Annotated in this window: 17 protein-coding genes and 1 pseudogene; 7 read left to right on the top strand and 11 right to left on the bottom strand. The window is 70.5% G+C overall.

Annotation, left to right across the window (positions count from 1 at the left end; genetic code table 11):
• Positions 1–11: 11 nt before the first annotated feature.
• Positions 12–1,442, bottom strand: a complete 1,431-nt coding sequence (locus ACGFW5_RS20355; protein WP_393835656.1) for an FAD-dependent monooxygenase — start codon at positions 1,440–1,442, stop codon at positions 12–14.
• Positions 1,443–1,557: 115 nt separating this feature from the next.
• Here ACGFW5_RS20355 and ACGFW5_RS20350 point away from each other — a divergent pair, with 115 nt between their 5' ends.
• A complete protein-coding gene (locus tag ACGFW5_RS20350; protein WP_393835655.1) occupies positions 1,558–2,523 on the top strand; it encodes an Lrp/AsnC family transcriptional regulator in 966 nt (321 codons plus the stop codon).
• Positions 2,524–2,756: 233 nt separating this feature from the next.
• A complete protein-coding gene (locus tag ACGFW5_RS20345) occupies positions 2,757–3,281 on the top strand; it encodes an ATP-binding protein (RefSeq protein WP_393835654.1) in 525 nt (174 codons plus the stop codon).
• A gap of 201 nt (positions 3,282–3,482) precedes the next feature.
• Here ACGFW5_RS20345 and ACGFW5_RS20340 read toward each other — a convergent pair whose 3' ends face one another.
• Both ACGFW5_RS20340 and ACGFW5_RS20335 read right to left on the bottom strand, forming a co-directional pair.
• The gene (locus tag ACGFW5_RS20340; protein ID WP_393835653.1) at positions 3,483–5,867 is read right to left on the bottom strand and encodes a xanthine dehydrogenase family protein molybdopterin-binding subunit; all 2,385 of its coding nucleotides are present in this window, start codon (positions 5,865–5,867) and stop codon (positions 3,483–3,485) included.
• A 344-nt stretch (positions 5,868–6,211) separates the two neighbouring features.
• Positions 6,212–6,371: pseudogene (locus tag ACGFW5_RS20335) on the bottom strand (FAD binding domain-containing protein); the annotation flags it as partial.
• Positions 6,372–6,675: 304 nt separating this feature from the next.
• Between ACGFW5_RS20335 and ACGFW5_RS20330 the strand changes: the two are divergent.
• Together ACGFW5_RS20330 and ACGFW5_RS20325 are read left to right on the top strand one after the other, a co-directional pair.
• Complete coding sequence (locus tag ACGFW5_RS20330; RefSeq protein ID WP_393835652.1) at positions 6,676–8,346, top strand: PucR family transcriptional regulator; 1,671 nt, start codon at positions 6,676–6,678, stop codon at positions 8,344–8,346.
• A gap of 114 nt (positions 8,347–8,460) precedes the next feature.
• On the top strand, positions 8,461–8,829 hold the full coding sequence (locus ACGFW5_RS20325) for a hypothetical protein (protein WP_393835709.1): 369 nt from the start codon (positions 8,461–8,463) through the stop codon (positions 8,827–8,829).
• Positions 8,830–8,914: 85 nt separating this feature from the next.
• On the opposite strand, the gene ACGFW5_RS20320 is transcribed toward ACGFW5_RS20325, so the two are convergent.
• The 3 genes from ACGFW5_RS20320 to ACGFW5_RS20310 all read right to left on the bottom strand — a co-directional run bounded on the left by ACGFW5_RS20320 (position 8,915) and on the right by ACGFW5_RS20310 (position 12,829).
• The gene (locus tag ACGFW5_RS20320; protein WP_393835651.1) at positions 8,915–9,544 is read right to left on the bottom strand and encodes a TetR/AcrR family transcriptional regulator; all 630 of its coding nucleotides are present in this window, start codon (positions 9,542–9,544) and stop codon (positions 8,915–8,917) included.
• A 367-nt stretch (positions 9,545–9,911) separates the two neighbouring features.
• Positions 9,912–11,579 carry a PQQ-binding-like beta-propeller repeat protein gene (locus tag ACGFW5_RS20315; RefSeq protein ID WP_393835650.1) on the bottom strand — a complete coding sequence of 556 codons (1,668 nt, stop codon included), beginning with the start codon at positions 11,577–11,579 and terminating at the stop codon, positions 9,912–9,914.
• Between the two features lie 527 nt (positions 11,580–12,106).
• A complete protein-coding gene (locus ACGFW5_RS20310; RefSeq protein WP_393835649.1) occupies positions 12,107–12,829 on the bottom strand; it encodes an SDR family NAD(P)-dependent oxidoreductase in 723 nt (240 codons plus the stop codon).
• A gap of 277 nt (positions 12,830–13,106) precedes the next feature.
• Between ACGFW5_RS20310 and ACGFW5_RS20305 the strand changes: the two genes are divergently transcribed.
• From ACGFW5_RS20305 to ACGFW5_RS20295, 3 genes are all read left to right on the top strand, one after another.
• A complete protein-coding gene (locus ACGFW5_RS20305; RefSeq protein ID WP_393835648.1) occupies positions 13,107–13,319 on the top strand; it encodes a hypothetical protein in 213 nt (70 codons plus the stop codon).
• 390 nt (positions 13,320–13,709) lie between these two features.
• Positions 13,710–15,068 (top strand): cation:proton antiporter, encoded by a 1,359-nt coding sequence (locus ACGFW5_RS20300; protein ID WP_393835647.1) that lies wholly within the window; start codon positions 13,710–13,712, stop codon positions 15,066–15,068.
• Positions 15,069–15,322: 254 nt separating this feature from the next.
• Positions 15,323–16,315: a zinc-binding dehydrogenase gene (locus tag ACGFW5_RS20295; protein ID WP_393835646.1), complete on the top strand. Its 993-nt coding sequence runs from the start codon at positions 15,323–15,325 to the stop codon at positions 16,313–16,315.
• A gap of 80 nt (positions 16,316–16,395) precedes the next feature.
• Here the strand turns inward: ACGFW5_RS20295 and ACGFW5_RS20290 are convergent, their stop codons facing one another.
• The 5 genes from ACGFW5_RS20290 to ACGFW5_RS20270 all read right to left on the bottom strand — a co-directional run bounded on the left by ACGFW5_RS20290 (position 16,396) and on the right by ACGFW5_RS20270 (position 26,290).
• Entirely contained in the window at positions 16,396–16,872 is a 477-nt protein-coding gene (locus tag ACGFW5_RS20290) for a flavin reductase family protein (protein WP_393835708.1), read from the bottom strand.
• Between the two features lie 106 nt (positions 16,873–16,978).
• Positions 16,979–17,461, bottom strand: a complete 483-nt coding sequence (locus tag ACGFW5_RS20285; protein ID WP_393835645.1) for an acyl-CoA thioesterase — start codon at positions 17,459–17,461, stop codon at positions 16,979–16,981.
• Positions 17,458–23,292, bottom strand: a complete 5,835-nt coding sequence (locus tag ACGFW5_RS20280; protein ID WP_393835644.1) for an SDR family NAD(P)-dependent oxidoreductase — start codon at positions 23,290–23,292, stop codon at positions 17,458–17,460. Before ACGFW5_RS20280 ends, ACGFW5_RS20285 begins: the two co-directional genes overlap by 4 nt.
• The gene (locus ACGFW5_RS20275) at positions 23,289–24,311 is read right to left on the bottom strand and encodes an enediyne biosynthesis protein (RefSeq protein WP_393835643.1); all 1,023 of its coding nucleotides are present in this window, start codon (positions 24,309–24,311) and stop codon (positions 23,289–23,291) included. The genes ACGFW5_RS20280 and ACGFW5_RS20275 overlap by 4 nt, the downstream gene beginning before the upstream one ends.
• Entirely contained in the window at positions 24,308–26,290 is a 1,983-nt protein-coding gene (locus tag ACGFW5_RS20270; RefSeq protein ID WP_393835642.1) for an ASPIC/UnbV domain-containing protein, read from the bottom strand. Before ACGFW5_RS20270 ends, ACGFW5_RS20275 begins: the two co-directional genes overlap by 4 nt.
• Positions 26,291–26,304: the final 14 nt, after the last annotated feature.

The following is a 26,304-nucleotide window of genomic DNA, read 5'->3' as shown; positions in this document are numbered from 1 at the left end:
CGAACGTCGGCTCAGTGGGGTTCGCCGAACCAGCGGGCGAGCGCGGGCCCCGGGTCGGCGGTGCCCGCCCAGCACACGTAGCCGTCCGGCCGGATGAGCATCGGCTCGGTGGGGGCGCCCCGGCCCGCCCGGTCCACCCGGTCCTTCCAGGGGCCGACGACGTCGGCGAACGTGTCGGCCGGGTCCAGCAGGATGCCGTGCCCGTGCCGCAGCAGTTCGTGGACGCGGGCCGGGCCCAGGTCCGGTGCGGGCCGGCCGACGAGCGGATGGGTCTCGGTGCCGTGCATCGGATAACGCAGAGCCATGCCGGACATCATGTCGCTGAGATAGTGCTGCACGTCCGGAAGCTGGGCCATCTCCGTGAAGATCTCCCGGGCAGCGAGCACATGCGGATCGCGCGTACCGGCCCAGTCCATCAGCAGGCTCTGGGCCCGTACGTTGCGCAGTACGGCCGCCCCGGCGGGATGCCGCTCCACGTGGTACGTGTCGAGCAGGTCCTCCGGCGCCCAGCCGTGCACGGCGGCGCCCAGTTTCCAGCCGAGGTTGAGCGCGTCCTGGATCCCGGTGTTCATGCCCTGCGCGCCGAGCGGAAGGTGGACGTGGGCGGCGTCACCCGCCAGGAACACGCGGCCGTGCCGGTACTGCTCGACCTGCCGCGACACGTCAGTGATGCGGCCTGCGTGGCGTAGTTCGAGCAGTTCCACCCCCGGCCCGAACACAACGCGCAGCCCTCGGCGGACCTCGTCCTCGGTGACCGGGACCTCCCTCGGCAGCGCTTGGTCCGGACCGCCGAGTGCCAGCCGGCGCAGCTGCCGTCCCTGCTGATCGGTACCGAGCGGGAAGAGCGCCGCCCAGTGCCCGTCCTCCGTCCAGGTGTGTGATGTGGACGGATCGTCACCGCCCAGCCGCACGTCGGCCGCGGTGATCGTCGAGGTACCGGACCGGCCGGGGAAGGCGGCCCGCAGCAGCGACCGTACGGTGCTGTGCGCGCCGTCGGCGGCGACGAGGTATCGGGAACGGAGCGTGGTGCCGTCGGCGAAGTCCGCGGTGACGCCGTCGTCGTCCTGGGCGAGAGCGACCAACTGGTGGTTCCGGCGGGCGTGGAGGCCCCGGGCGGCGAGGTGTTGCTCGAAGAAGCCCTCGATCACCACTTGGGGCACGGACCGCCATGGCAGACGGTGCCGGTTGGAGTCGAAGGGGAGCGGGATGCCGGCGAAGTGGCCCGTGGTGGTGGGGTGGTCTCCGGTGGCCAACAGCGGTTCGAGGAGCCCTCGTTGGTCCAGCGCCTCCAGTGTGCGGGACTGTACGCCGCCTGCCTTCGACAGCTCGCTGCGCTGCGACAGTTTGTCGGCCAGTACCGTTGACACCCCCGCCGTCAGCAGCTCGTTGGCCAACGTCATTCCGGTGGGGCCGGCGCCGACGATGAGTACGTCGGTGTCCATGGATACTCCTTCTGCTGGGTCGATCAGGACACGAGCAACGCTCTGCCGGTCGGGCCTGCCGCGCCAGGGACCGGCCCTCTTGTGCTGATATCCGGCACCGGCTAGCTTCAGCTCGGTGGAATCCGACTACGACGAGCTGGACCGGCGGCTCGTGCATGCCCTTCAGGTCGACGGTCGTGCGCCGTTCAGCGGCATCGCCGAAGTTCTGGGCGTGTCGGATCGCACCATCGCCCGTCGGTACGCCCGGTTGCGGTCGACCGGGGCGGTCCGGGTGCTCGGCGGGGTCGACCCCACCGTGCTGGGTGCCGTCCTGTGGCTGCTGCGGGTGCGCTGTGCGCCCACCACATCGCTTCCGGTCGCCGAGGCTCTCGCCAGGCGGCCCGACACATCCTGGGTGAGCCTCAGCTCCGGCGGCACCGAGATCACCTGCGTGGTCCGCACCGAGAACGAGGCGGACAGCGAGGCGCTGCTGCTGGCCAAACTCCCCCGCACCCCGCGGGTGGAGGGCGTGAGCGCGCACTCCGTGCTGCACGCCTTCTACGGCGGCCCGGACAATCTGGTCGGCAAGCTCGGGTCGCTGGACGAGGACGCGATCGCGCGGCTGCGCCCGCCGCCGGTACCGCAACGACACGGACCGGTGCGGCTCGACGACGGTGACCGCAAGCTCCTCGCCGTGCTCGCCGGCGACGGCCGGGCCGGATTCGAGCAGTTGGCGTCGGCGACGGGCTGGTCGCCGACGACGGTACGGCGCCGGATGACGGAGCTGCGTGGACACGGCCTGCTCTACCTCGACATCGACGTCGACTGGCGCATGTTCGGTGTGCGCGCCCGGACCCTGCTCTGGCTTTCGGTCGCCCCCGCGCACCTGGAGGAGGCCGGTCGGGCGCTGGCCGGGCATCCGGAGATCGCGTTCGCCGCCGCCACGACCGGCCCGACCAACCTGTACGCGAGCGTGGTGTGCGCGAACCAGCGGGAGCTGTACCGGTACTTGACCACCCGGGTCGCCGCGCTCCCTGCCGTCACCCACATCGAGACGGCACCCGTGATCAGGACGGTCAAGCAGGCAGGGGCCCGGGCCTAGAGTCCGAAAGCGTCAACATCACGTGCCCGAAAGCGACTTGAGCGCAGATGCTTCCTGCCTGACGGAAGACATCATGCCGCGGGGCAGCGCTCGTGGGCGCCGACCGGAACACACGGGTCAGGACAGGACGGCGTCGGGTACTCACGGGCATGGGCAGCCATCAAGCGGATGACGCCGGCCACCACACGACGTCAGGTGGCGTCCGCGACCGGCACGACGCTAGGCTCAAGCCCATGATCGTATGGCTCAACGGCACACACGGCGCGGGCAAGACGACGACCAGTGCGCTCGTGCAGCAGTTGATCCCGGACTCGCGGGTATTCGATGCCGAGAAAGTCGGCGAGACACTCATGGACATCACGCCAGGGCTGCCCACGACGACCAACTTTCAGCACTGGCCACCCTGGCGGCCCCTCGTGGTCGAGACCGCCCGTCACGTCCTCGACTACACCGGCGGCACCCTGGTGATACCGATGACAGTCCTGGTGGAGCAGTATTGGCGCGAGATCAGCGCGGGCCTTGCCCAGCACACCATCGACGTACGGCACTTCGTCCTCCATGCCGACCAGGACACGCTCCGCGGGCGCATCGCCGGCGACACCGTCGTTGGCCCCAACTCCCCTTTCCGTCTCCAATACCTCGAACCCTACGCAGAAGCGGCCCGCACGTGGCTGCACGCCGAGGCCGAGGTCGTCGACACCACGCACCTCACACCGGCTCAGGCCGCGCAGCGGATCGCAGCGGCCGTGAAGAGGTGAGAGAACGAGGCGTCGACGCCCGCCCAGGCCCGACGGACCGCCGGCGGTGACCGTACTACCGGGCACATTACGGGCCGCCCATGTCTCGCCTTCGGTCCGTGCGGCGGCAGCGTGGTGTGGTGGTGCCGCGCCGGTCCAGGCGTGGCGGCGCAGTGCCGGTACACCGCGCGTCGCCGGGGCGCGGACTGCGGAGCGTGTCGGTCAGAGACCGGTCAGGTGCTCCGGGCGGATCGGTGTCTTCGTGAGCTCAAGGCCCGTCGCGTTGCGAATCGCCGCGAGGACGGCCGGAGTTGACGACAGGGTCGGTGCCTCGCCGATGCCGCGGACGCCGTACGGCGCGTTCGGGTCGGCCAGTTCGAGGTAGTCGACGGGAATGGTCGGGGTGTCGAGGATGGTGGGGAGGAGGTAGTCCGTGAAGGAGGGGTTGCGCACCTTCGCGGTCCTGGGGTCCACGACGATCTCCTCCATGATCGCGACGCCCAGGCCCTGCACGGTGCCGCCCTGGATCTGGCCCACGACGGAGAGCGGGTTCAGCGCCTTGCCGACGTCCTGGGCACAGGCCAGTTCCACGACCTTGACCAGGCCGAGCTCGGTGTCGACCTCCACCACCGCGCGGTGCGCCGCGAAGGCGTACTGGACGTGGCCGTTGCCCTGCCCGGTCTTCAGGTCGAAGGGCTCCGTGGGGCGGTGGCGCCACTCCGCCTCGACTTCCACGACCTCGTCGTCGAGGACGTCCGCGATCGCGCAGAGGGCTTCGCCGTCCTCGGTGACGACCTTGCCGCCCTTCAGACGGAGTTCCGCGGTGGCCCACGCCGGATGGTCCGAGCCGAACTTGCGCCGTCCCAGCTCCATGACCTTCTCGCGGACGAGCCCGCAGGAGTTCTTGATGGAGCCGCCCGTCATGTAGGTCTGACGGCCCGCGGAGGTCGAACCGGCCGATCCCACCTGGGTGTTGGCGGGGTGGATGGTGACCTGCTGGACACCGAGTTCGGTACGGGCGATCTGGGCGTGGATGGTGACGCCGCCCTGGCCGACCTCCGCCATGGCCGTGTGGACCATCGCGACGGCCTCGCCGTTGATGACCTCAAGGCGCACCTTGGCCGTCGAGTAGTCGTCGAAGCCCTCGGAGAAGCCGACGTTCTTGATGCCCACCGCGTAGCCGACACCGCGTACGACGCCCTCGCCGTGCGTCGTGTTGGAGAGGCCGCCCGGCAGCGCGCGGACATCGGCGTCGCCGTAGGCGGTCTCCCACTGGCGCTCCGGCGGCAGCGGGCGCGCCTTGACCATGCGCAGCAGTTCGGCGACCGGGGCCGGCGAGTCGACCGGCTGGCCGGTGGGCATGATCGTGCCCTGCTCCATGGCGTTGAGGCGGCGGAACTCCACGGGATCCATGTCCAGTTGGGCGGCGAGCTTGTCCATCTGAGCCTCGTAGGCGAAGCAGGCCTGGACCGCGCCGAAGCCGCGCATCGCGCCGCAGGGCGGGTTGTTGGTGTAGAGGCCGATCGCCTCGATGTCGACGTCGTCGATGACATACGGACCGGCGGAGAGGGACGACGCGTTGCCCACGACCGAGGCGGTGGACGACGCGTAGGCTCCGCCGTCCAGCACGATCTTGCACTTCATGTGTGTGAGCTTGCCGTCCCTGGTGGCGCCGTGCTCGTAGTGGAGCTTCGCCGGGTGGCGGTGGACGTGCCCGAAGAAGGACTCGTACCGGTTGTAGACCATCTTGACCGGCTTGCCCGTGCGCAGCGCGAGCACACTGGCGAGGATCTGCATCGAGATGTCCTCGCGGCCGCCGAACGCGCCGCCGACACCGGCCATCGTCATACGCACCTTCTCCTCGGGCAGGCCGAGGCAGGGGGCGATCTGCTGGAGGTCGGAGTGCAGCCACTGGGTCGCGACGTACAGGTCGACGCCGCCGTCCTCGCAGGGTACGGCGAGGCCGGACTCGGGGCCGAGGAAGGCCTGGTCCTGCATGCCGAAGGTGTACTCGCCCTTGACGATCACGTCGGCGCGCTTGGCGGCCTCGTCCGCGTCGCCGCGGACGATCGGCTGGCGGTGCACGATGTTGGGGTGCGGGACGTGAGCGGCGTGGTGGTCGTCGCGGTTCTCATGGACCAGGATCGCGTCGGGCGCGGTCGCCGAGGCCTCATCGGTGATGAGCGGCAGTTCCCGGTACTCGATCCTGATCTTCGCGGCTGCTCGGCGCGCGGTCTCGGGGTGGTCGGCGGCCACGAGGGCGACCGGCTCACCATGGTGGCGGACCTTGCCGTACGCGAGGACTGGGGTGTCCTGGAACTCCATGCCGTAGTTCTTCGCGGCCGGCAGGTCCTCATGGGTCAGGACGGCGTATACGCCGTCCATGGCCCGGGCCTCGGAGGTGTCGATCGACACGATCTCGGCATGCGCGACGGTGCTGCGCAGGGTCTGACCCCACAGCATGTCCTCGTGCCACATGTCCGAGGAGTACGCGAACTCTCCCGTCACCTTGAGGGTGGCGTCCGGGCGCAGGGTCGACTCGCCGATGCCGCCCTTGGTGTGGTTCTGAGTGACGTCGGCGGGGATGCCCGTGGTGGTGCCTGCCATGATCAGATCGCCTCTTCCCGATGTTCCCTACGTGCTGGACGTTCCGTACGTTCCGTGTGGGCCGCGGCCCACCGGACGGCGCCCAGGCTCTTCTCGTGTCCCGTGCAGCGGCAGAGGTCCCCATGCCGTGGTGCGTGTCGCGCCCCCCGTGCGCGGCACGCTGGTCGTGGTGGTCGGTGGGGCCGCCATCGACCGTGAGATCGACGCGCATGGTCACGCGGCTCCTTCCGGGCCGCGACCCTCGCCCCCGCGGCAGGACTCCCGCCCGGCCGAGCCCGCGGCGGGCCATGACGCGCGGAGTGTGTCCGCGGTGGTCCGCGGTGCCGCGGACGTCGTCGATCGGGCTCGGCGATGCGGCCCAGGTCCAGGAGGGGTTGGGGGCGGCGGTGATCGAAGCTGATCGCGACCATGACGTCGGTACCACCCGCAAGGGGGCACGACTGCGGGGTACCCGGCCTTGGCGGCGAGCGCGTCATCCCAGCTGGCGGGGCGAAGGAAATCCATGGGGGGCGGTCCTTTCTTCGTGGCGGGTCGGCCGTGGTGGCCGCGGTGCGCCCACAGCCGGTCCGCGGTGAGCCCACGGCGAATGGTTCGTCCGGGGCGTTCGTTTCGAGTCAGGGGCTCGAAGTCGCTGTCGGCCGTATGCGCTGAAGTACACAGCGCGATCAAGGGGCCGAGGCAGTCACCGATCGCTCAGAACCCGCCTGGCCGCCCCCTGTGGACGACCGTGCCTTCGCACCGCGCCAAGCCCCTGAGCTGCGACGATTTCCTCTACTCAACGGCCCGACGGCGTGAGAGGGTGGCGATCGTGCTGCTCCGTGAACTCCTCGCTGTCGACGAGCTGGACCTGCGCCTGCTCGTGGGTGGCGACGCCGACGACCACGCGCTCGATCGCGCCGTCCGCGCGGTGCCGACCATCGACCGGGCCGACCCCGGCCGCTTCCTCACCGGCGGCGAACTCGTCCTCACCGGGCTCGCCTGGTGGCAGGAGGACGGAGACGCCGAGCCGTTCGTACGCATCCTCGACCGGGCGGGCGTCACGGCGCTCGCCGCGGGCGAGGTGGAACACGGGCACATCCCGGACGACCTCGTACACGCCTGTCGGCGCTACGGCCTCCCCCTCGTCGCCGTGCGACCGGAAACGTCGTTCTCGGCGATCACCGAACACGTTCTGCGCCGTCTGCACCGCCGCGACGGGGACGGCCTCGCCGCGATGGTCGAACGGCATCGCCGGCTCCTCACCGATGAACAGCCGGGCTCCGACCCCGTGTTGGAGCTCCTGCAACACAGCCTCGGTCTTGACATCCGTGTCCTGTCGGCGACCGGGCGCCAGATCGGCGGAGCCCGCCCGGCGCTGCATGCCAAGACTGCGGTGGCGCTGGCCGCGAGGTATCTCGCCGCGCGCCGCGCCGGTGAGGCCGCGCCCCATCAGGTCGCGCTCGGGAGCCGGCACTACGCGCTCGTGCCGGTACGCGAAGCCTCCGGACCTTCGCCCCTCACCGCCGCGGCGGACCCCGCCGCCGAGCTCGGGGACTGGCTGCTCGTGGTGGAGGCCGACACATCGTCCTGGCCCGCGGCGGACCTCGAACTCCTTGACCGGACAGCCGAGTTGGCCTCGGACGCGCGATCCGAGCACGACCGCGGCAAGGCCGTGCGCAACGACCTGGCGCGCTGGATCCTCGACCTGCTGCGCAGCCGCGTCCCGTTCGACGAGATACCGGCCCGGCTGCGCAGGACCGCGTACGGCGTCCTCACCGAGACCGAAGACTGGCTGCGGTGCCAGTTCGTCGTCGCCCAGGGGCGGTGGCACGGGGCCCGGCCCATCCCGGCCCCGGCTCTGCAACAACTCCTGGAGGAAGCCCTGGTCCACGCGGAGGGCCCGGGGCCCGTACCGCCGGAACACATCGCGGCCACCGTCGACGACGGGCAGGCCGTCCTGTTCGTACTGGTCCCCGAGCCGGCGGACGGGCTCCCCGAACAGGTCCTGGACTGCGACGCCCTGCGGCAGAGGCTCACCGGCGTACTCGCCCGCTGGCTCGGCCCGACGGACAGCGTCTCGGTCGGCGTCAGCTCCCCCGTGGACGCGCCGGAGAGTGCGCCGCGGGCACTCGACGAGGCCCGCACCGCGATGCGTGTCGCCGCCGGCAGCCCGGGCCGCGTGCAGGTGCGCGGCCCCGTCGACCTCACCTCGCACATCCTGGCGCTGCTGCCCCTCATTCCGGCCCGGACGCGGCACGCCTTCGCCGCCCGGCTGCTCAACCCCCTACGCGATCACGACAGCCGCCACCAGACCGGCCTGCTGCCCACGCTGGAGGCGTTCCTCGACTGCGACGCGTCCTGGACCATGTGCGCCGCCCGACTCCACCTGCATGTCAACTCGTTGCGCCAGCGCATCGCCCGGATCGAGCAGCTGACGGGCAGGGACCTGGCCCGGCTGGAGACCAGACTGGACTTCCTCGCGGCGCTGAAGGCTTGCTGAGCCGGAGCGCATGCGCGCCGCGTCGTCCAGGCGCCGCACCGTCACATCGTCGCACCGTCGCAGAGGGAGGAACGTGTCGTGTCCGAGCCGCTGTTCGTGAGGTTCCAGGGGGTGATGCCGGGCCCGGCCGGCCGCGTCCCCGGCGTGTTCGGCCTGGCCAACGCGCTGGCGCGGGCGGGAAAGCTCACTGAGGAGCAGTACGACGTCTGGCGGTCGGGCAACGACTGGTACGACGCCAACTTCACCAACCCGACCGACGTCGACCCCACCGTGTACGACCCCGGCCTCAACCCCGGCGCGACCGCCTGGTTCAAGTCCACCGCCGTGCACCTCATCGACCGGGTGACCGGATACCTCGAACTCCTCGCCGCCCACGGGGTGACATGCGAACGCGTCGAGTCGTCGGACCCGGGGAGGGTCATCTATGAGGACCACGAACAGGTTGTGGTGGTGCCCTGGCGACCGGCCGACACCTCACACTGAGGCGAAACCGCGCTGTCAGCACGTGGGTTGCTCCCGTGCACAGGCAGGCTCGGCGGTCGCGACGCCGCGTCCCTGCTGCGCGGAGTCATCCGCTGGTGGGCAGCGGCGGGGCGACCAGCGTGTCCCACGTGGCCGTCGCGCAGAAGATGACCTCTTCGAGCTCGGCACGGGTGGCGCCGTCGCGGGCCTGGACGGACAGGCCCTCCACCACGGTGGTGTAGTAGCGCGCGATGCCGTCGAGGCGGGCAGGGGGCGCGGTGAGATCGCCGTCGGTGATGCCTTGGGCCAGCCGGTCCTTGATAGTGGCGTGCATGTCGCGTCGCAGCTCGGCCAGGAACTCCCGGACGCCCTGGTTCTCCACCGGGCCGGTGAGTGCGGTCAGGATGAGCATGCAGCCGGTCGGTGTGTCGGGGCGGGTGATCTCGTTGGCGGTGGCGCGCAGCATGGCCTCGACCGCGGACCGTGCGGTCGGCTGTTCGCGCAGCGCGCGCCGGGGCGACTCGCCCGAGGTCGCGCCGTAGAGCCCCATCACCTGACGGAACAGGTTCTCCTTGCTTCCGAAACAGGCGTAGATGCTGGCCGAGGCGATACCCATGGCCGAGGCCAGATCGTTGAGCGACGTGCCCTCGTAGCCCCGCTCCCAGAAGAGGACCAGAGCCTGGCGCAGGGCGGTGTCCGGGTCGAATTTGCGCGGCCTGCCTCGTCGAGTGGCCATCAAAGTGCCCTGTCCTCCTGTTGAGCGTTCGATCAAGTTTACCCTGACCTGCGCCGGTGGTGAGCGCATAGTTGGTCGTTCGATATATAAACCAGCGTTTCATCGGAAGGAAGCGGCCCCAGGTGCCGGCGCGGGTGCGCCGACCGACCTGGAGCCGCCCGTCACTGACCTCGGGATCCGCCCGGCCTGTGGGCATCGGTGTCAGCCGAGTGCCGAGTCACCGGGCCGAGGGCGACGATGGTCTGGACGTCCTTTCCTGATGGACGTCCTTTCTTGGTGGTTGTCCTCTCCTGGTGGTTGTCCTCTCCTGGTGGTTGTCGGCGGCCGCGCGGCGGCCTCGGGAAGGCTGGCGTCGTGATGGCCGCCGTCAGGGCCGGCCTGGACACGTCTGGAACGCGTAGAACTTGTTGTTGCCGGTCATTCCGGGGAGCTTGCGGTAACCCGAGCCCCAGTAGACGGTGCCGTCGGCGATCGTGGCCCCCGCGAGCACGGACCCACCGGAGGCGAAGCTCCAGATGACTGCGCCGGTTTCGGCGTTCAGCCCGAACATGTTGTTGCCGGTACCGGCCGTCGAAGGGGCGAACACGACGCCGTTGGTCACGGCGAGCGGCCCCTGGTCCGATGCGGCGCCCGGGTCCGCGGTCTGCCAGAGGATCTTCCCTGTCGCCGGGTCCAGCGCGCCCCACGAGCCGTGGTTGGTCGTTTGACCGGACGGCTGGAGGGTGTACGTCTCGCCCTGGTAGTCGGATATGGCTACGTAGATCCGCTTGCCGTCCGTGGCGGAGCCCCACTGCACCCCGCCGAGCGGCCCGCCGGGACCCACTTGGGTGGCCCACAGCATGGCGCCCTTGCGGTCCGGGTCGAAGGCGGCGTACACGCCGCTCTTCTGGCCGGCGCCGAGGATGGTCTTGGGGCCGGTTGCCGTCTGGATGGTGAGGAGGTTGACGCCGCTGCCGAAGTCGTAGTCGGAGCCGGTCGGTTGGGGGCAGTTGGGCCCGGGAGTGCCGGACAGGCACGCCAGGTTCCAGTCGTCACCGCTGGACAGGCGTTGTGCCCACGCGACCCCCCCGTCGGTCATGCGCAACGCGACCACCGAGTCGAAGTGGTCGTCCGGGGACAGGCACGATTCCTGAGTGCCGCCGTTGTTGATGCAGGACGTGTAGGCGGGCGCGGTCGGCGTGCTGTAGTTGTTGCCGGTGGTGGTGTATACGACACCCCTGGCCGGGTCGGGGACGATGGTGCTGCTCCAGATGGCGCCACCGGAGTACCCCTCCGGCACCACGGGGGTCTTCCACTTCACTGCTCCCGTGCTCGCGTTCAGCGCGACCACGCTGCCGCGGAAGTTGCAGCAGGGGTATGTGGGGTCGTCGGCCGCACCCTCTTCGTTCGAGGAGACACCGACGTAGAGCACACCGCGGTAGACGATGGGTGACGCGGTGTCGATAGCGAAGGGGTGGGTGTCGAGTTGCGCCTTCCAGCGCAGGGCGCCGGTGTTGATGTTGACGGCCAGGAGCCAGGCGCCCTGCTGGGTGCCTATGTACATCGTGTTGGTGGTCAGGTCGACGTACGGTGTGGTGCGGGAGATCACCGTGGCGGGCGCTGGGGAGAAGACGCCCGGCAGGTAGTCCTTCAGGATGTCCCGGGACCACTTGAGCCGGCCATTGTTGGCGTTGACCGCGTACACGTGCCCGGACCAGTCGGGGAAGTACGCGACGCCGCGGGCCACGGCGGCACGCGCCGACACGTCGCTGCCGGTCGTGAACGTCCACTTCTTCGCAAGGGTGCTTGCGTTCGCCGTCGTGATCTGGTGGCTCGGAGCAGCTGGGGCGCTCGCCGTGTTGTCGGGATTCTGGCCGAACATCGGCCAGTCCTGGGTCGCTCGCGCCGCTGACGCCGCGTCCGCCGACGTCTGCGGAAGACCGGACACCGTCACTGCCGCGAGGGCGAGTACCGCGAGGAAGATCCCGGTGCGCCGGCGCCACCACCGTGGTCGTGTATCGGTCCCGTTCCTCGCCGGTACGGTTCTGTCTTTCATGTTCCACCCCGTTTTGCTGAGTTGACTGTTGTGGTGTCGGCGGGCAACTGCCCTTGAGCCGGGCCGCCTTCAGCGCACGCCAAAGGCCCCGACGGCGCCGGAGTGCGGCAGTTGACCGGTTGGTGTCCCGGACGCCCCGGAATGCGGCGACCGTTGCTTCGGTGGATGACCATGGAAGGCTCGCCGGGCCGGCGGCTCACGCCCGTTTCTCAGAGCGATAGTGGCCGGGAGCCCGAGGCCTGGGGCCCGGGCTGGGGCGCAGTCGAACGGCGGGCGCATCGGCGTAGAGGCTCTGGCCCCCGTCGCGCGCCCCGCACAGCCAGGCCGACTGAGGCCTCCCGCGTAAAGGGACGCCGCGTAGAAGGGGGACGCCGGTACGCGGGGCCTCCGCGTAAATCCGCGTAGCTCCGCGTACAGGGGACGCCGGTACGCGTCCCTCCGTCTCGCCCGGAATGAGCGGACCGCCCCGGGAACGGGGCGGTCCGGGTGTCACGACACTCCGCTCGCTCCAGCGGGTGCCGCCCGGCTCACGCCGGGGGCGCACCCTGTGCGAGTTCGGCGAACTGGCGCTCAAGGATCTTGTCCGGGCCATTGCGCCACATGTCGGTCATGGGCGCCATCGTGGCGTCGGGGAAGATGTCCTCCTCCCCCTTGTCCACCGCGTCGAAGATGGCCTGGGCGGCCGATTCGGGGGACGACTTGGGGATGGGGAGCTGGCGCGTCATGTCGGTGTCGATGGGGCCGGCGAGGACTGCGTGGACCCTGACGCCCTGCCCGGCCATGAAGGCGCGCAGCGTCCTGGTCAGGGAGAACAGGGCCGACTTCGAGATCGAGTAGGACGCGAAGGGGGGCAGGGGCGAGAGCGCGGCCGCCGAGTTGATCGTGATGATGGCACCGCCGGAGCGGACCAGGGCGGCCTGGAAGGCCTGGGTCACGGCGTTGGTGCCGTGGAAGTTGACCGCCATGTGACGTTCGAGGACGGCGGGGTCGAACGGGATGTCCGGCATCATGATGCCGGCGTTGTTGATGAGGACATCGAGCGAGTCGACCTGACCGGCGGCCGCCTCGATCTGTGCGGCGTCGGTGATGTCCAGCGTCAGGGGCGTCACCCGGGCGTCGGCGTGGGTCAGGGGCTGGCGGGTGCCTGCGTAGACCCGCGCCGCACCCCGCGCAAGGGCCTCGGCCACCAGCGCCTTTCCGATGCCGCGATTGGCCCCTGTCACCAACACGGTCTTGCCTTCGAGGCTCATGGTTCTTCTCTCCTGTCAGGTGCTTTGGCGTGCGGTGGTGGGCAGCCTGGCCTGAGGGCCTCGTGGCCTTCATCCGCTCGCCGACGTGGCCGTGCAAGCGAGTTCTGTATGACCGGGCCAGTTTTGTTTGTCGATCGACGAATAAATCGTCCCACGCCGTTCTGGCGCGGGTCAAGGCAAATTGTGTCAATCGACAAATAATGTGGGAGCGGCCTGAGGGACGCGCGGGACGGACGCCCTGGTCGGGCCCGTCAGTCGCCCCGCGCAGTGACCCTGGGTGGCGCGCGTCTGCTGCGTGATGCGCGGCGGACCGGCCGAAACGGTGCTCCGCGGCACGTTCAGCGGCGTCACCGCGGTGCAGCCGTCTGCGGAGGTCAATGGCCGTTCCGACAGCGGAACTTGGCTGTTCGGCGCCGTTCGCCACCTGGCGGCCGTCCGCTCGGCGATTTCTCGCCCGCGCGGCGAGATCGAACTGATATACATGCCGTGAACCGCCAGAAGGATGCCTTTCGGCCGGAGGCAGCACGCCAACGACCAGTGCACAACTCCTGTGGTATGCCGCCCTGTTGGGCTTCGTCCCGTTCCTCCGGCAGATGGGTGCGGCTGTTGCGTTCCTCCGCTGAGCATGTGCGGTGCACGGGCCGGACCCGCTCCGGGATGCCCACCGGCCTCTGCCCGCACGGCTGTTGGGCGTCGGCACAACCCCTGCTGCCCTCCGCTTACCCAACGGTGCCACAGCTCTCTGATCAAGCTGGGCACTCCATGAGAAGCGGAGCCGCACGCCGCACTGCACGCTGGGGCGGGGTCGCGCGGTACTCCGTCGCGGCCCCGGCAGCAGGGTCGACCACTCGTCCGACGTCAGCCGCGTAGGGAGACCGCCGTGGCCCCACCGCCCTCGATCGGCGCACACGCGCTGCTCGTCTTCCTCATGCAGGTCGGCCTGCTGCTCTCGGCCGCGCTGATGCTCGGGCGGCTGGCCAACCGCCTCGGAATGCCGGCTGTCGTCGGGGAACTGTGCGCGGGGGTGCTCTTCGGACCCACGGTGCTCGGCCACCTCGTGCCGCATGTGTCCGCGTGGCTGTTTCCCCGCACCGCCGCGCAGTTCAACCTTCTGGACGCGATCGCTCAGATCGGCGTGGTGCTGCTCGTCGGCATCACCGGCATGGAGGTCGATCTCGGACTCGTGCGGCGCAAGGGAAGCGTCGCGGTGCGCGTCGGTCTCGCCGGGCTGGTGATTCCGCTGGCCATCGGCATCGCCGCGGGGGCGGTGGCTCCGCGCTCGCTGCTCGGCGGCTCGACGGACCGGACGGCGTTCGCGCTCTTCGTCGGTGTGGCGATGTGTGTGAGTGCCCTGCCGGTCATCGCGAAGACGCTCTCGGACATGGATCTGCTGCACCGCAACATCGGGCAGCTGACCATCGCCGCGGGCGTGGTCGACGACGTGATCGGTTGGCTGCTGCTGTCGGTCGTCTCCGCGATGGCCACCGTCGGCGTGCGCACGGGCACGGTGGCGTCCTCGGTGGGACTGCTCGCCGTCGCCGTGCTGGTGACCGTGACCGTCGTCCGCCCACTCGTGCGGCGCGCCCTCGGCCGGTGCCGGCGGTCGTCGGAGAGCGGGCCCACGATCGCCACAGCGGTCTTGATCATTGTGCTGGGCGCAGCCGCGACTCAGGCGATGGGCTTCGAGGCGGCGTTCGGCGCCTTCCTCGGCGGTCTCGTCATCGGCTCGGTCAATGACACGGCCGACCTCGCCCGCCTCGCGCCCCTGCGAGCGGTGGTGGTGTCGGTGCTCGCCCCGCTGTTCTTCGCCACCGCGGGACTGCGGGTGGACCTGACCGTCCTCTCCCGTACGGTCCCGCTGCTCGCCGCGGTCACCGCGGTCCTGATCGCGGTGGTCGGCAAGTTCGCCGGCGCGTATCTGGGCGCACTGTCGAGCAGGTTGACCAAGTGGGAGGCGCTGGCCCTGGCCGGAGGCATGAACGCGCGGGGAGTGATCCAGATCGTTGTGGCCGCGGTCGGACTCCGTATCGGTGTTCTCGACACGACCACGTACACCGTCGTGATCCTGGTGGCGATCACGACGTCGCTGATGGCACCGCCCATCCTGCGCTACGCGATGCCACGCATACGGCTGACCGAGGAGGAGACGGAACGGCAGCGGGCGTGGGCGGTGTTCCGCGGCCCGCGTTCGAGCGCCGACTCCAACTCCGACTCGGGCTCCGACTCCAAGGTCGCCTGAACTGCGCCCGGTTGCCGGACCCGTGCCCCTGCTGTGTCCCTGCTGTCCGATGCCGTCCGATGCCGTCCGAGCGCGGGAGCGCACTTCTGATCGACGCGAGTTCCCTTGTCGACCGCTTCGCGAACAGCCGTCTTCCGAGACTCACATGAACGGGTGATCTCCCGGAGGATGTGCGGAGACTTGGCGCGGATGCGTAGTAATGTCCGCTTCCTCTCAGGACTCCCTGGACACCCTGGACAAGGAAGCCGATCGCGATGAACGTTCCCCCCACCATGCGTGCCTTGCAACAGACGTCGCTCAGCGGCCCGCAGGACCTGCGCCTGATCACCGACGCACCGGTACCGGCGCCCGGGCCGGGTGAGGTCCTGATCCGCGTCACCGCGGCCGGCGTCAACTACGCCGACGTCTCGCAGTCCCACGGCACCTTCCACAACGGCCCCCAACCGCCGTACCTGGCAGGCTTCGAGGCCGTCGGCGAAATCGTCGCCCTGGGCGACGCGGTGAGCGGCGTACAGCTCGGCGGGCACGTCATCGGCGTCGGATACGGCGCTTTCGCGGAGTACATGGCACTGCCCGCGGTCGCCGCGGTGCCGGTGCCGCCGGGCTGGGCCGACGAGCAGGCGCTTGGCATGGTGGTGAACTGGCCCACCGCGCTGGCCGCGCTGAAGCCGCTGGGCGGTCTCTCCAGCGGCGAGACCGTCCTGATCCATGCCGCCGCCGGAGCAACCGGCCAGGCCGCGGTCAAGATGGCCAAGCACTACGGCGCCACCGTGATCGCAACCGCCTCGCCGGGCAAGCACGAGACGGTGCGCGCCCTGGGTGCCGATCACGTCCTGGATTCGCGCGGCCCCGACCTCGCCGCCGAGGTACTGGCGTTGACCGGCGCGGCCGGTGTGGATCTGGTCGTGGAGTCGGTCGGCGGCGCCACCTTCAACGCCAGCCTGGCCGCCGCGAAGCGCGTCGTCGGCCGGGTCGTGGTGACCGGCCTGCCCGCCGGTGAGGCACGGATGAGCAACTGGGACCTGGTGTACCGCCATCAGGTCCATGTGATCGGCTTCAACATCGGCGTGCTGATCCAGTCCGCGCCGCAGATCTTCGGCGAGGTGATGGCGGAGCTGTTCTCGCTCATGGCCGCTGGTGTGCTCACTCCCGGCCGGCCCACGGTCCATGACCTCGCCGACGGGCCGAAGGCCCTGGCGGAGCTGGAGGAACGCGCCACGGTCGGCAAGGTGGCCCTGCTGCCCTGAGCGGCCCGTGCCACGCCGTTGCGCCGGCAGCCGGTGGACCTGCGGCGCGCGACCCCAGCGAAGGTGCGGGACCTCGCGTCTCATGTCTCCTTGCTACGCAGCCCGTGGAAGGAGCCGTTGTAGAACAGCAGGGCGTCGTGCTCGTCCCGGAGCCCCATGTCGAGCACTTCGCCGAGGAAAATGGAGTGGTCTCCGCCGTCATAGGTGGCCGTCAGGGAACACTCCAGCCAGGCGAGCGCGTCCGCTATCAGCGGGGACCCGGTGAAGGGGCCGGGCGACCAGGCGACGGGCGCGAACTGCTGGATCCCCCGGGGGCGGCGGCGGTCGGCGAAGTAGCCGGCCAGCTCCTCCTGGCGCTCCGAGAGCACCGACACCGCGAAGGACTTCCGGTCGAGGACCGCCTCGTGCATGGCCGCCTCTCGCAGGACGCAGATGAGTACGAGCGGAGGGCTCAGCGACACCGAGGTGAACGCGTTGGCGGTCATGCCGTGCGGCGTCTGGCCGCCGGTCGTCACGACGGTGACGCCGGTGGTGAACCGCCCCAGCACCCGGCGCATGCCCTTGTGGTCGAGGTCGGTGTTCCGGTGCGCCCTGCCGCTCGCCGCGTGCGGGCCCGGTGCCGCGAGTCCCGTGGGGGATGTCTGCTCGGTGTGGGCCATGGCGTCAATCACCGTTCACGATGTGGGCGAGTACGCGGGACTGCGTCGGCGGCGCGGGCGCGCTGTAGGGCTCCAGGGCCTTGCGGAGCGTGGCGGGCACCTTGGCCGGGCGGGTGTCGGCGTTGGGGCCGCGCATGCACGCGACCCGCTGTCGTCCCCTCGCGACCAGGTCCTCGCCCTCACCGCGCACCCGCACATAGTCGAAGGCGAACTCGATCTGGGTCTGCGTCAGGTCCACCAGGCGCATGCGGATGGACAGTTCGTCGAACGCGGTGATCTCCGCCAGGAACTCGCACTCACACTTGAGCGTGAACAGCTTGAGGTCGTCGCGGATCTCGTCGATGACGTCGGGGGCGTGTTCCAGCAGGAACATTTCACGACAACGCCCTTGCCAGCGAAGGTAGTTGACGTAGTAGACATTGCCGACGAGGTTGGTCTCCTCGAATCCGACCAGGTGCCGGTGTTCGTAGTACGGTCGCTGGGTCATTCCCCGGTCTCCTTCGTGTCGGTCAGCATCGTGAAGACCACCGGTGCGGTGCGTCCGCGCAGCGTCGTGGGGAACGTCGCGATCCGGAGGTCGCCCGAGCGCAGGACGACCCACCGGTCCGTCGTCGGCTCGGCTGTCTCGACCAGCTGGGCGCGGGCGTGGCCGGTCTTGCGCAGGCATTCCTGCGCGCCCCAGACGCGTGTCGCGGCGATCGACAGGTCTTCGTCGCGCTCGCCGGCGATCAGCTCGGCCAGCGCGAAGCCCTCCGTGCCGAGCAGGTCGTTCCACTCCTGCGCCGGACGCCGCACGGCTTCCTCGACGTCGCAGCCCACCGCCGATCGCGCCGCCACCGCGAAGGTCACGCCGGCGCCGTGCGAGGACGAGACATGGACCCGGCCGTCGGCCTCCGGTTTGCCGTCCGGCCGGTAGCTCAGGGACGGTTCGCGGCCGAGTGCCAGGGTGAGCGCCCGGGCCGTCCGACCGCGCCGGCCCGCCACGTCGTTGACGGCGTCCGCCCCGTCCGGCCAGACGGCCACGTGCAGCGCGGTCGGCAGCACCGTCGGGCAGCGGCGCTCCAGGTAGGGGCCGAGCAGTGTCGGTGTCCACGGCCCTGAGCCGTCCTGCTTGCGGACCGCCTGGAGCCGCAGCCCTTCCCAGCGTTCGACGAGCGCGCCCGCCGGGTCGCGGACGTCGAGGTCGTACACATAGGTGTCGCCGTCGTGGGAGCGCTCGGTGGCGTGGAGAGTGACCCGGTCCAGCGTGCGCATGCGGGCCGGATCGGCGAGGTGCAGCCGCTCTATGGCGGCGGGCAGCAGGGTCGCGTCGGGCACACAGCACTGGATGGCGTGCATGAGCGCATCGCGCGTGCCGGGGTCGGCGAGGACGAGGCCGGACGGCAGGAACCCGCCGAACCACGGTTCGCGGGCCGTGGTGGAGACATCGGCCACGCAGTGCCGCGCGGCCAGATCGCGGTAGCCCAGCAGGCGTTGGAAGCGGCCGCCCTGGAAGAGCACCGGGCCGTAAAGATCCTCGTTCGGCGCGAGCGGGACGTACGACGTGGTGGGTGTTCTGGACGCCGTGTCCAGCGGCAACGGCACGCCGAAGCGGAGGGTGGCACGGAAGTGGTCCGCCTGGAAGGCGGTCTCGTCGCTGCGTAGCACCACCTGGACGGTGTCCTCGTCGGTGGCGAGGGCGGCGACCCGGATCGTGGTCCTCCCCTCGACGGGGACGACGACGGGGCGCAGGAACTCGACGTCCTCAAGCACCGGGGGGCCCGAACGGCCGGTGAGCGCGATGGCCGCCTGCGTCATGGCCTCCATGCCGAACACGGCCGGAAAGAGCAGATCCCCGTCGAGCAGATGGTCCGCGAGGTAGAGGTCGTCGGCGGCGCCGAGGTCCGCGTCGACGACGAGTTCGACACGGGGATAGTGCACGCGGGGCCGGTCGACGAAGCGCAGCAGCGGCAGCTCGCGCGGTTCGAGCGCGAGGGTGGGCAGGTTCTCGGCGCGGCCCATCACCACGACCGAGGTCGGGGTGTGCGGGTCGGCGAGCAGGCGCCTGAGGACGGCGACGCCCTCCTGCGGCGGGATGGGCCGGATGCCTTCGCGCATCAGCGACTCCAGCACGCCAAGGCGCTCCCCCATGCCGGTGCCCGACCAGACCGACCACTCCAGCGCGAGGCAGCGGCAGTCGGGATACTCCTCCTGGATCCGGTACGTGAGGTCGGTGAGCCAGTCGTTGGCCGTGGCGTAGTCCGCTTCACCGCGCAGGCCGGCCCGGCCGATGATGCTGCCGAAGGTGACCAGGAACCGCAGCGTGGCCGGGTCCGTGGCGGCGAGCACGGTCTCCAGGCCCGTGATCTTCGGTGCGAGGGTGCGTCGGAAGGACGACTCGTCGAGGTCGGCGAGGGCGTGCGGCACATTGCGTCCGGCGCCGTGCAGGACCGCCGTCACCGGCCCCAGTGTCTGACGGACTTCCTGGACCGCGGCCTTGACCTCGTCCGCGGACGTGATGTCGGCGCGCACATACCGGTGGCTCACGCCCGCGCCGGCCATGCGCGCCAGGTTCGCCGCGAGCTCGGGGTCGGTGTTCGGATCGGAGCGGCCCATGAGCGCGACGGCCGCGCCGGTGGCACGCGCCAGGTCGAGCGCGCACTCGGCGGTGATGCCCTTGCCGCCGCCGGTCACGAGCAGCACGTCCTGCACGTCGAGGGCGAGGGGCCCGTCGGATGCCGCTCGCGTCGGCAGCGGGCGCAGCAGCGGGATGTGGCGGGCGCCTGTCGCGTCGTACAGGGTCTCGCTGAAGCCCGAGGTCGCGGCGACGTCGGCGACGATGCGCGGCACGATCTCGGTGAGGAACCCGGCCGGTGCCGGCTCGGCCAGGGGCACTGTGATGAGGGTCGTGGTGACGCCGGGGGCCTCCAGATGGAGCGTTTTGGCGAGCCCCGCCGCGCCTCGCCGGTCACCGACGATGACGAAGCGTCCCGGCGCGCCCGGTGCAAGGGCGGCGCGCGCGGCGGCGAGCATCAGCGCGGTGTGGCTCTCGGCGCAGTCGTGCGGCAGGCACAGCAGCACCCCGGAGCCGAGCCTGGCGCGCCGCAGCGCGGCGTGCAGCGCGGGTGCGAGCGGGTGCCGGTCGGTGGCGAACAGTTGCCAGTCGCCGTCTGCGGGCGGAGCGGCCGGGCGGCCGGCCTCGACAGGTACGAGTGCGACGGAGAACGCCCGCACCCACGGGCCCGCGCCCGCGATGTCGGGCACGGCGTCCTGTTCGCCGGAGCGCGCGGTGTCGCCCAACTCGTCCAGCATTTCGGCCAGTTGGGCCAGGGTCGAGGTGGCGAACGCCGACGTGGCGAGCGGCGCGGCAAGGCCCAGTTCCTTGGATGCCTGGGTGACGATCTGTCCGACGGTGATCGAACTGAGGTGGAGTTCGTCGATGGGATTGCTCTGCGCGCTCACCGCGTCGAGGGGCAGTTCGGCCCGCTCGGCGGCCAGGCGCCGCAGCACGTCCAGGGTGTCCACGTCCTCACCGTGCGCGAGCACCTGGGGCGTCTGCGCGGGGGAAGCCTGCTCGGCCTGGGCCGGGGCGAGGGCCGGCAGCCCGCCCAGCGGTGCCGATTCACAGGGGCTGGTCAGGAAACGCAGCGTCCTGTCGAAGGGGAACGGCCGCGTGAAGCGGTCGTGAAAGAGCAGATCGTGGCGCACGGGAGCGCCGAGCGCGAAGGCTATGCCGACCGCGTGCAGCAGTCCGGACAGCGACATGCTGTCTGCTTCGAGGGACACCGCGGGCACCGCGGGCGCGATCTCCGCCGCAAGGTTGCGCAGGATCCGGCCGGGCCCCACCTCGATGAAGAGGTCGACCTCCTGGGCCATGGTGTGGACCGCTTCGGTGAAGCGCACCGGTTCGAGCACCTGACGGGTCAGCAGGTCGGGTACGTCGGTGCCGGGCGGCAGGGCGGCTCCGGTGACCGTGGAGACCATCGCCCGGGTCAGGTCCGCGAAGCGCTCGCCGCGCAGGTGGTCACGGAACGCGGTGGCCGCGGGGGCGACGGCTTCGGAGTGGAACGCGTGCGACACCGGAATGCCGGTGGCCGACAGGCCCTGGGCGACGGCCCGTTCACACACTCGCTTGACGGCGTCGGCCGGTCCGCTGACGACCGTCTGCCGGGGGCTGTTGTAACCGGCGATCACCACGGGCTCGCCGGTCAGGAACGGGCCGACGGTCTCCGGCGGGGCGACGATGCTCGCCATGGTGCCGCCGCCGGCACTCGCCTGCGCCATGATGCGGCCGCGGGCCGTGGCGGTGCGCAACAGCGCCGCCTCGTCCATCGCGCCCGCCCAGTGCAGCGCGGTCAGTTCGCCCAGGCTGTGGCCTGCGGCCGTGACGGCCGTGATGCCGAGCATGGCCAGCGTGCGCAGGCCCGCTACGGACGAGGTGACGATCCTCGGCTGGGCGTTCTCGGTGGCGACCGGGTCGCCGCCGAACGGCATCGCGGGCGTGCGGTAGAGCTCGTCGACGTCGGCGAACCGCCGCCGCAGCGCTCCGCCGTCTCCGCGTCGGCCCGCGCCCTGTCCGGGAAAGAGGAAGCCGATGCGCGGCGGCCGCGCGGAGGTGCCCGCGAAGACACCGTGTTCGGTGTCGAGTACGGACCGCGCGCCGTTGTCGAGCATCGTGAGCAGGGTGTCGAAGCGCCGCCCCGCCTCCTCGGGTTCGCCCGCCACGATCGCGGCGCGGAAGGGGCGATCGCTCAGCTCGTGCTGGAGGGTGGCGGCGAGGTCGCCGAGTTCGGCGAAGGAGAGCTTGCCGCACAGTTCGGCCAGCTGGGCGATCCGTCCGCGCAGCGAGGCGAAGTCGTCGGCGTCGACCAGAAGCAGCTCGGCGTCCTGGCGCGACCGGGCCAGTGCCTGGACCTCCGGCCCGCATCCGGCGTCCGGCGCGCTGTCGGCGTGCTCCACCACCACGTGCGCGTTGATGCCGCCGAAGCCCATGGACGAGACTCCGGAGCGGATGGGCCGGCCGGCCGGCCACGGCTCGGGTGCGAGCGGGACGCGCAACGCGGGCCGGTCGCCCGTGAGTTCGGGGTGGGGGTCGAGGTGGCTGGTGGCCGGCGGGATGACCTCGTGGTGCACGGCGAGGATCGCCTTGATGAGTCCGGCGACGCCCGCGGCCGCCTTGGTGTGCCCGATGTTGCCCTTGATGGTGCTGATGGCCGCCGGGGGCGCCGTGGGGTCGGCGGCGCGGCGTGCTTCGCTGAACGCCCGCAGTTCGGTGGCGTCGCCGACGGCGGTGCCGGTGCCGTGGCCCTCGATGTAGGCGACGGTCTCGATGCCGTATCCGGCCAGCTCGTAGGCGCGCCGCAGCGCGAGCTGGTGTCCTGCGGCCTCGGGTCGGGTGATGCCGCCCCGGCCGTCGGAGGAGTAGCCCCAGCCGGCGAGCACGGCGTACCGGCGCAGGCCCCGCGCGATCGCGTCCTCGTCGCGCATGAGCACGAGCATGCCGCAGCCTTCGCCGGGCCAGAATCCGTTGGAGCCGCGGTCGTACACGCGCATCTCACCCGTGGCGAGCGCGCCGGTCTTGGCGAAGCCGATGACTTCGAAGGGGTCGATGCTCAGGTCCACCCCGCCCGCGACGGCCACCTCCAGCTGGCCGCTCGCCAGGGCGTTGGCGGCGGTCGCCACCGAGAGCAGCGAGGAGGAGCAGGCGCCGTCGACCGTGAAGCCGCCGCCGTGGAGGTCGAAGTGGTTGCAGACGCGTCCCGCGATGGTGTTGGCGAGGCCGCCGGCCAGGGTGTCCTCGTCGATCGGCGGGAAGGCGCTCTTGTAGCGCGTTTCGAGGCCGGCCAGGAACGTGCCGAGCGCGGCGTCGTCCCAGCCCTGTTCGCGCAGGGCGGCGCCGACCGTGCGGCGCACGTAGGGCCAGCGCAGCCGCATCAGGTTGGCGCGGCTGAATTCACCGGTCAGGGTGTTGCCGATGACCACGCCTGTGGCCGACCGGGGCAGTCCGTCGCCGTCGGGGAAGCCCGCGTCCCGCAGGGCCCGCGCGGCGGTGTCCAGGGCCAGCCAGTGGGTCATGTCGGTGGACCGGAAGGTGCTGCCGGCGACCCGGTAGTGGACGCGGTCGAAGTCGAACCCCTCCAGGACGGCGGCCTTGCGCGAGTAGAAGCGGTCGGGGGCCGCCCGGTCGGGTGAGTAGTAGTCGTCGAGGTTCATGCGCTCGTCCGGCAGCCTGCGAAACGCGCGCCGGCCGGCGAGGACGTTCTGCCACAGGTGCTCGGCCGAGTCCGCGTCGGGGTAGCGGCAGGCGATGCCGACGACTGCGATCCGGTGATCGGTCATGCCCGTATCGCCCCCGCGTCCGTGGTCTCCAGCGTCTGGGCCGGTATGTCCTGGCTCGTCGTCGCGGTGTCGGGTACCCGCCGGGCCCGTCGGCGCCGGATGAGGGACACGCCCCACCAGCCGATCCCGCGGGCACCGCAGACGACCACGAGGGCGATGAAGAGGGTGTAGGTGACGTTGAGCTGCATCAGGGCCCCGTAGACGAACGCGACGGAGCCGCCGAACATGAACTGGGCGCGCCCCTTCATGGGCGTCGTACCGGGGTCGGTGATCATGTAGTTGGTGAAGAGCACGAACGCGACCCCGGTCATCGAGCCCAGCGCGGAGAACAGCGCGACGTCCCAGATGCCGTGCCGTACGAAGGCCTGGATGGCGAAGCCGCCCATCCAGCCGACGATCAGCGGGACCTTGCGGGTGAGCATGGTGTTGAGGACGGTGCCGGCCGTGGCGATGATGATCGCGATCATGATCCGGAAGAACGTGTTCGCGTTCTCGGTGAACTCGTACGGCGGCGCGATGCTGACCCAGCCGAAGCAGACGAGGGTCATCGTGATGCCGAAGTTGGACGGGTTCATGAAGTGCCGCATCCGCCCGTTGATGGGCGCCTGGAACGCGTGCTTGCCGGCGACGCCGACGAACACGCCGAACATGACCGGCAGGATCTGGTTGTTGGCGTAGAGCAGCATGTTGACGGCGAGCGCCGTGATGTGCGAGGGCAGCAGGAACTCGTACAGGCCGCGAGCTCCCCCGTCGAGGAACCGGGGCCGCCGCTGGTACGCCCATGCGCTGATCAGCTCGAATGTGATCTCGGTCGTGTAGCCCGCGAGCACGGCGAAGACCGGCCACAGGTAGGGCTGTTCGAAGCCGAGCAGGGTGTAGCCGAACACGTTGAAGGCGGTGATCGACATCGCGAAGTTGCGCAGCGCGAGGTAGCGCGGATCGGGCTTCGGCTTGGGCGCTTTGACGGCGGCCGTCGGTGGAGCGGTGTCGGCCTGCGGGGGGTGCGCGACGGCGGTCATCGGCTCGGAACCTCCTGGGCGGTACCGGTGAGCATGAGGGTGTGGACGCCGGGGTTGAGCTTCAGCGTCTGCTGGTGGAGGCCTCCGTCGGCGTCACGCCACTGGACGTGGGCGGACACGGGGCCGCTGTAGGAACCGATCCCGAAGTGGACGTCGAAGCTGCGGAAGCCGACATGGCCGCCGCCGCCGTCGAGTTGGGAGATCTGCGTGCCCTGCGGTGTGGTGATCTGGACGGTGGCGCCGTACGCGGGCGCGCCGGTGCCTTCCAGCCCCTTGCCGGTGCCGCCCGGGTCGGTGGAGGGGCGGTACAGCTTGAGTTCGAGCGAGTTGCCTCGGTCGGGGGCCTGGTTGGCGTAGAACGCGGGCGGTCCCCACTGCCGTGCCACGGCGAAGTCCAGGGTGCCGGTCCCGGTGGTGTCGCCGGTGGCCACGGCTCGGGTGGGGGTCGGCTCCGCGAGACCCAGCTTGGAGCTGACGTTGACGTAGGTGCCGTCGGAGTTCTTGGCGTAGAAGGCGAGGGCTTCGTGGCCGGAGACGTCGTCGCCCGGCTGGAAGTTGGGCCACATCGCCGGGTTGCTCAGGAGGTCGTCGTTCTCGGTGGCCGCCTCCTGGAGCCAGTTCCAGCGGTTGTTGGTGCCCTTGACGAAGCCGTCGGTCTGGATGACGTCCTGTTGGCCCTGGTTGAGGAAGTCGCCGGCCTTGACGTCCCAGCACCAGCCGGTCCATGCCAGGCCGTACTGCTGGGCCTCCTGCTCGAAGGGGGCGATGCCCTTGCTGAGCTTCTGCTTCATGTCCGCCTGGTCCGCGGCGTGGTTGACGAAGAGCAGATTGCTCTCCTGGAGGCCCCAGGCGACGTTGATGTTGCTGACGAAGAAGTCGAAGCTGCCGTTGCTGTTCAGGTCGGCGAAGTCGACGCCCATGCCCTTGAAGGAACCGTTGCCGAGCACGAACGACTTGGGAGTCGTCCCGGTGCGCACGCCCTTGGCCTCGGTGAACTTGATGTGGCCCGGCGTCGACCGGTTGTACAGGAGGTGGCCGTGGCCGAAGTCGTTGGCGATGTAGGCCTCGGGCAGTCCGTCCCCGGTGAGATCCGCCCCGGACAGCGCGAGCGTCCAGCCGGTCGAGATCTGGAAGGGGATCGCGTCCTTCTCCTCGACGTACCGTGCGCTCGGGTGGTCGCCGGACGCGGCGTCGTGCCAGCGCAGTACGTGGTCGCCGCCGGCGTTGTTGCCGGAGGAGAGGCTGTTGGTCATCGCCACGTTCTTCAGGCCGTGCGGGTCCAGCACGTCCGAGTCGGGGAAGTAGTTGCCGACGATGACCGAGGGGTGCCCGCTGCCGTCGAGGTCCGCGATGTACACGGCGTCGGTGTTCCAGCGCGGGCCGTGGTAGGTGCCGTCGGGTGACTGCGAGGGCACGAGTTCCTGCGGTACGTACGCGTTCGGCGAGGGCGTCGTGGCGCTCGCCTTCGGCAGGAACAGGATCGGCGTCCGTCCCCAGTACGTCACGAGGAAGCCCATGCGGCCGTCGCCCGTGAAGTCGCCCGCCGCGCAGCCGGTCGGCGCCATCGTGTCGTCGTACGGCAGCGGCGCGGCCTCCAGGGTGAACGGCGTGAACCGGTCGGCCGCCGGCGCGGTGGGCGTGTGCGTGACGATCACCTTGTTGGTCCGGGTGTCGACGATGCACATGCCGTCGGCGCGCCCGTGGCCGGTGATGTCGTTGATGGCGACGCCCGCGCCGACCGCCGAGATCCAGGAACGGACCTTCTGGTAGGCCGGGTTGACCTGGCGGATCGTGTTCATGTGCTGGTTGTCGTAACCCGGTGGCAGCGCGATGGGCAGTTCGTGGAACTTGTACTTCGCGGCGGTCTGCGTACCGCCGGACACGCTGACCGCGCTGTCCGCGCCGAAGAACAGCGTGGTGGCGACGGCGATGGCCAGTACGCCCGGCACCAGCCGACGAAGACGCTTCCTCAGCCTCATGGCGATCTCCTCTC

This window comes from Streptomyces sp. NPDC048416, assembly GCF_043200435.1.
GTDB lineage: Bacteria > Actinomycetota > Actinomycetes > Streptomycetales > Streptomycetaceae > Streptomyces.
This window is presented reverse-complemented; position numbering and strand designations above follow the sequence as displayed.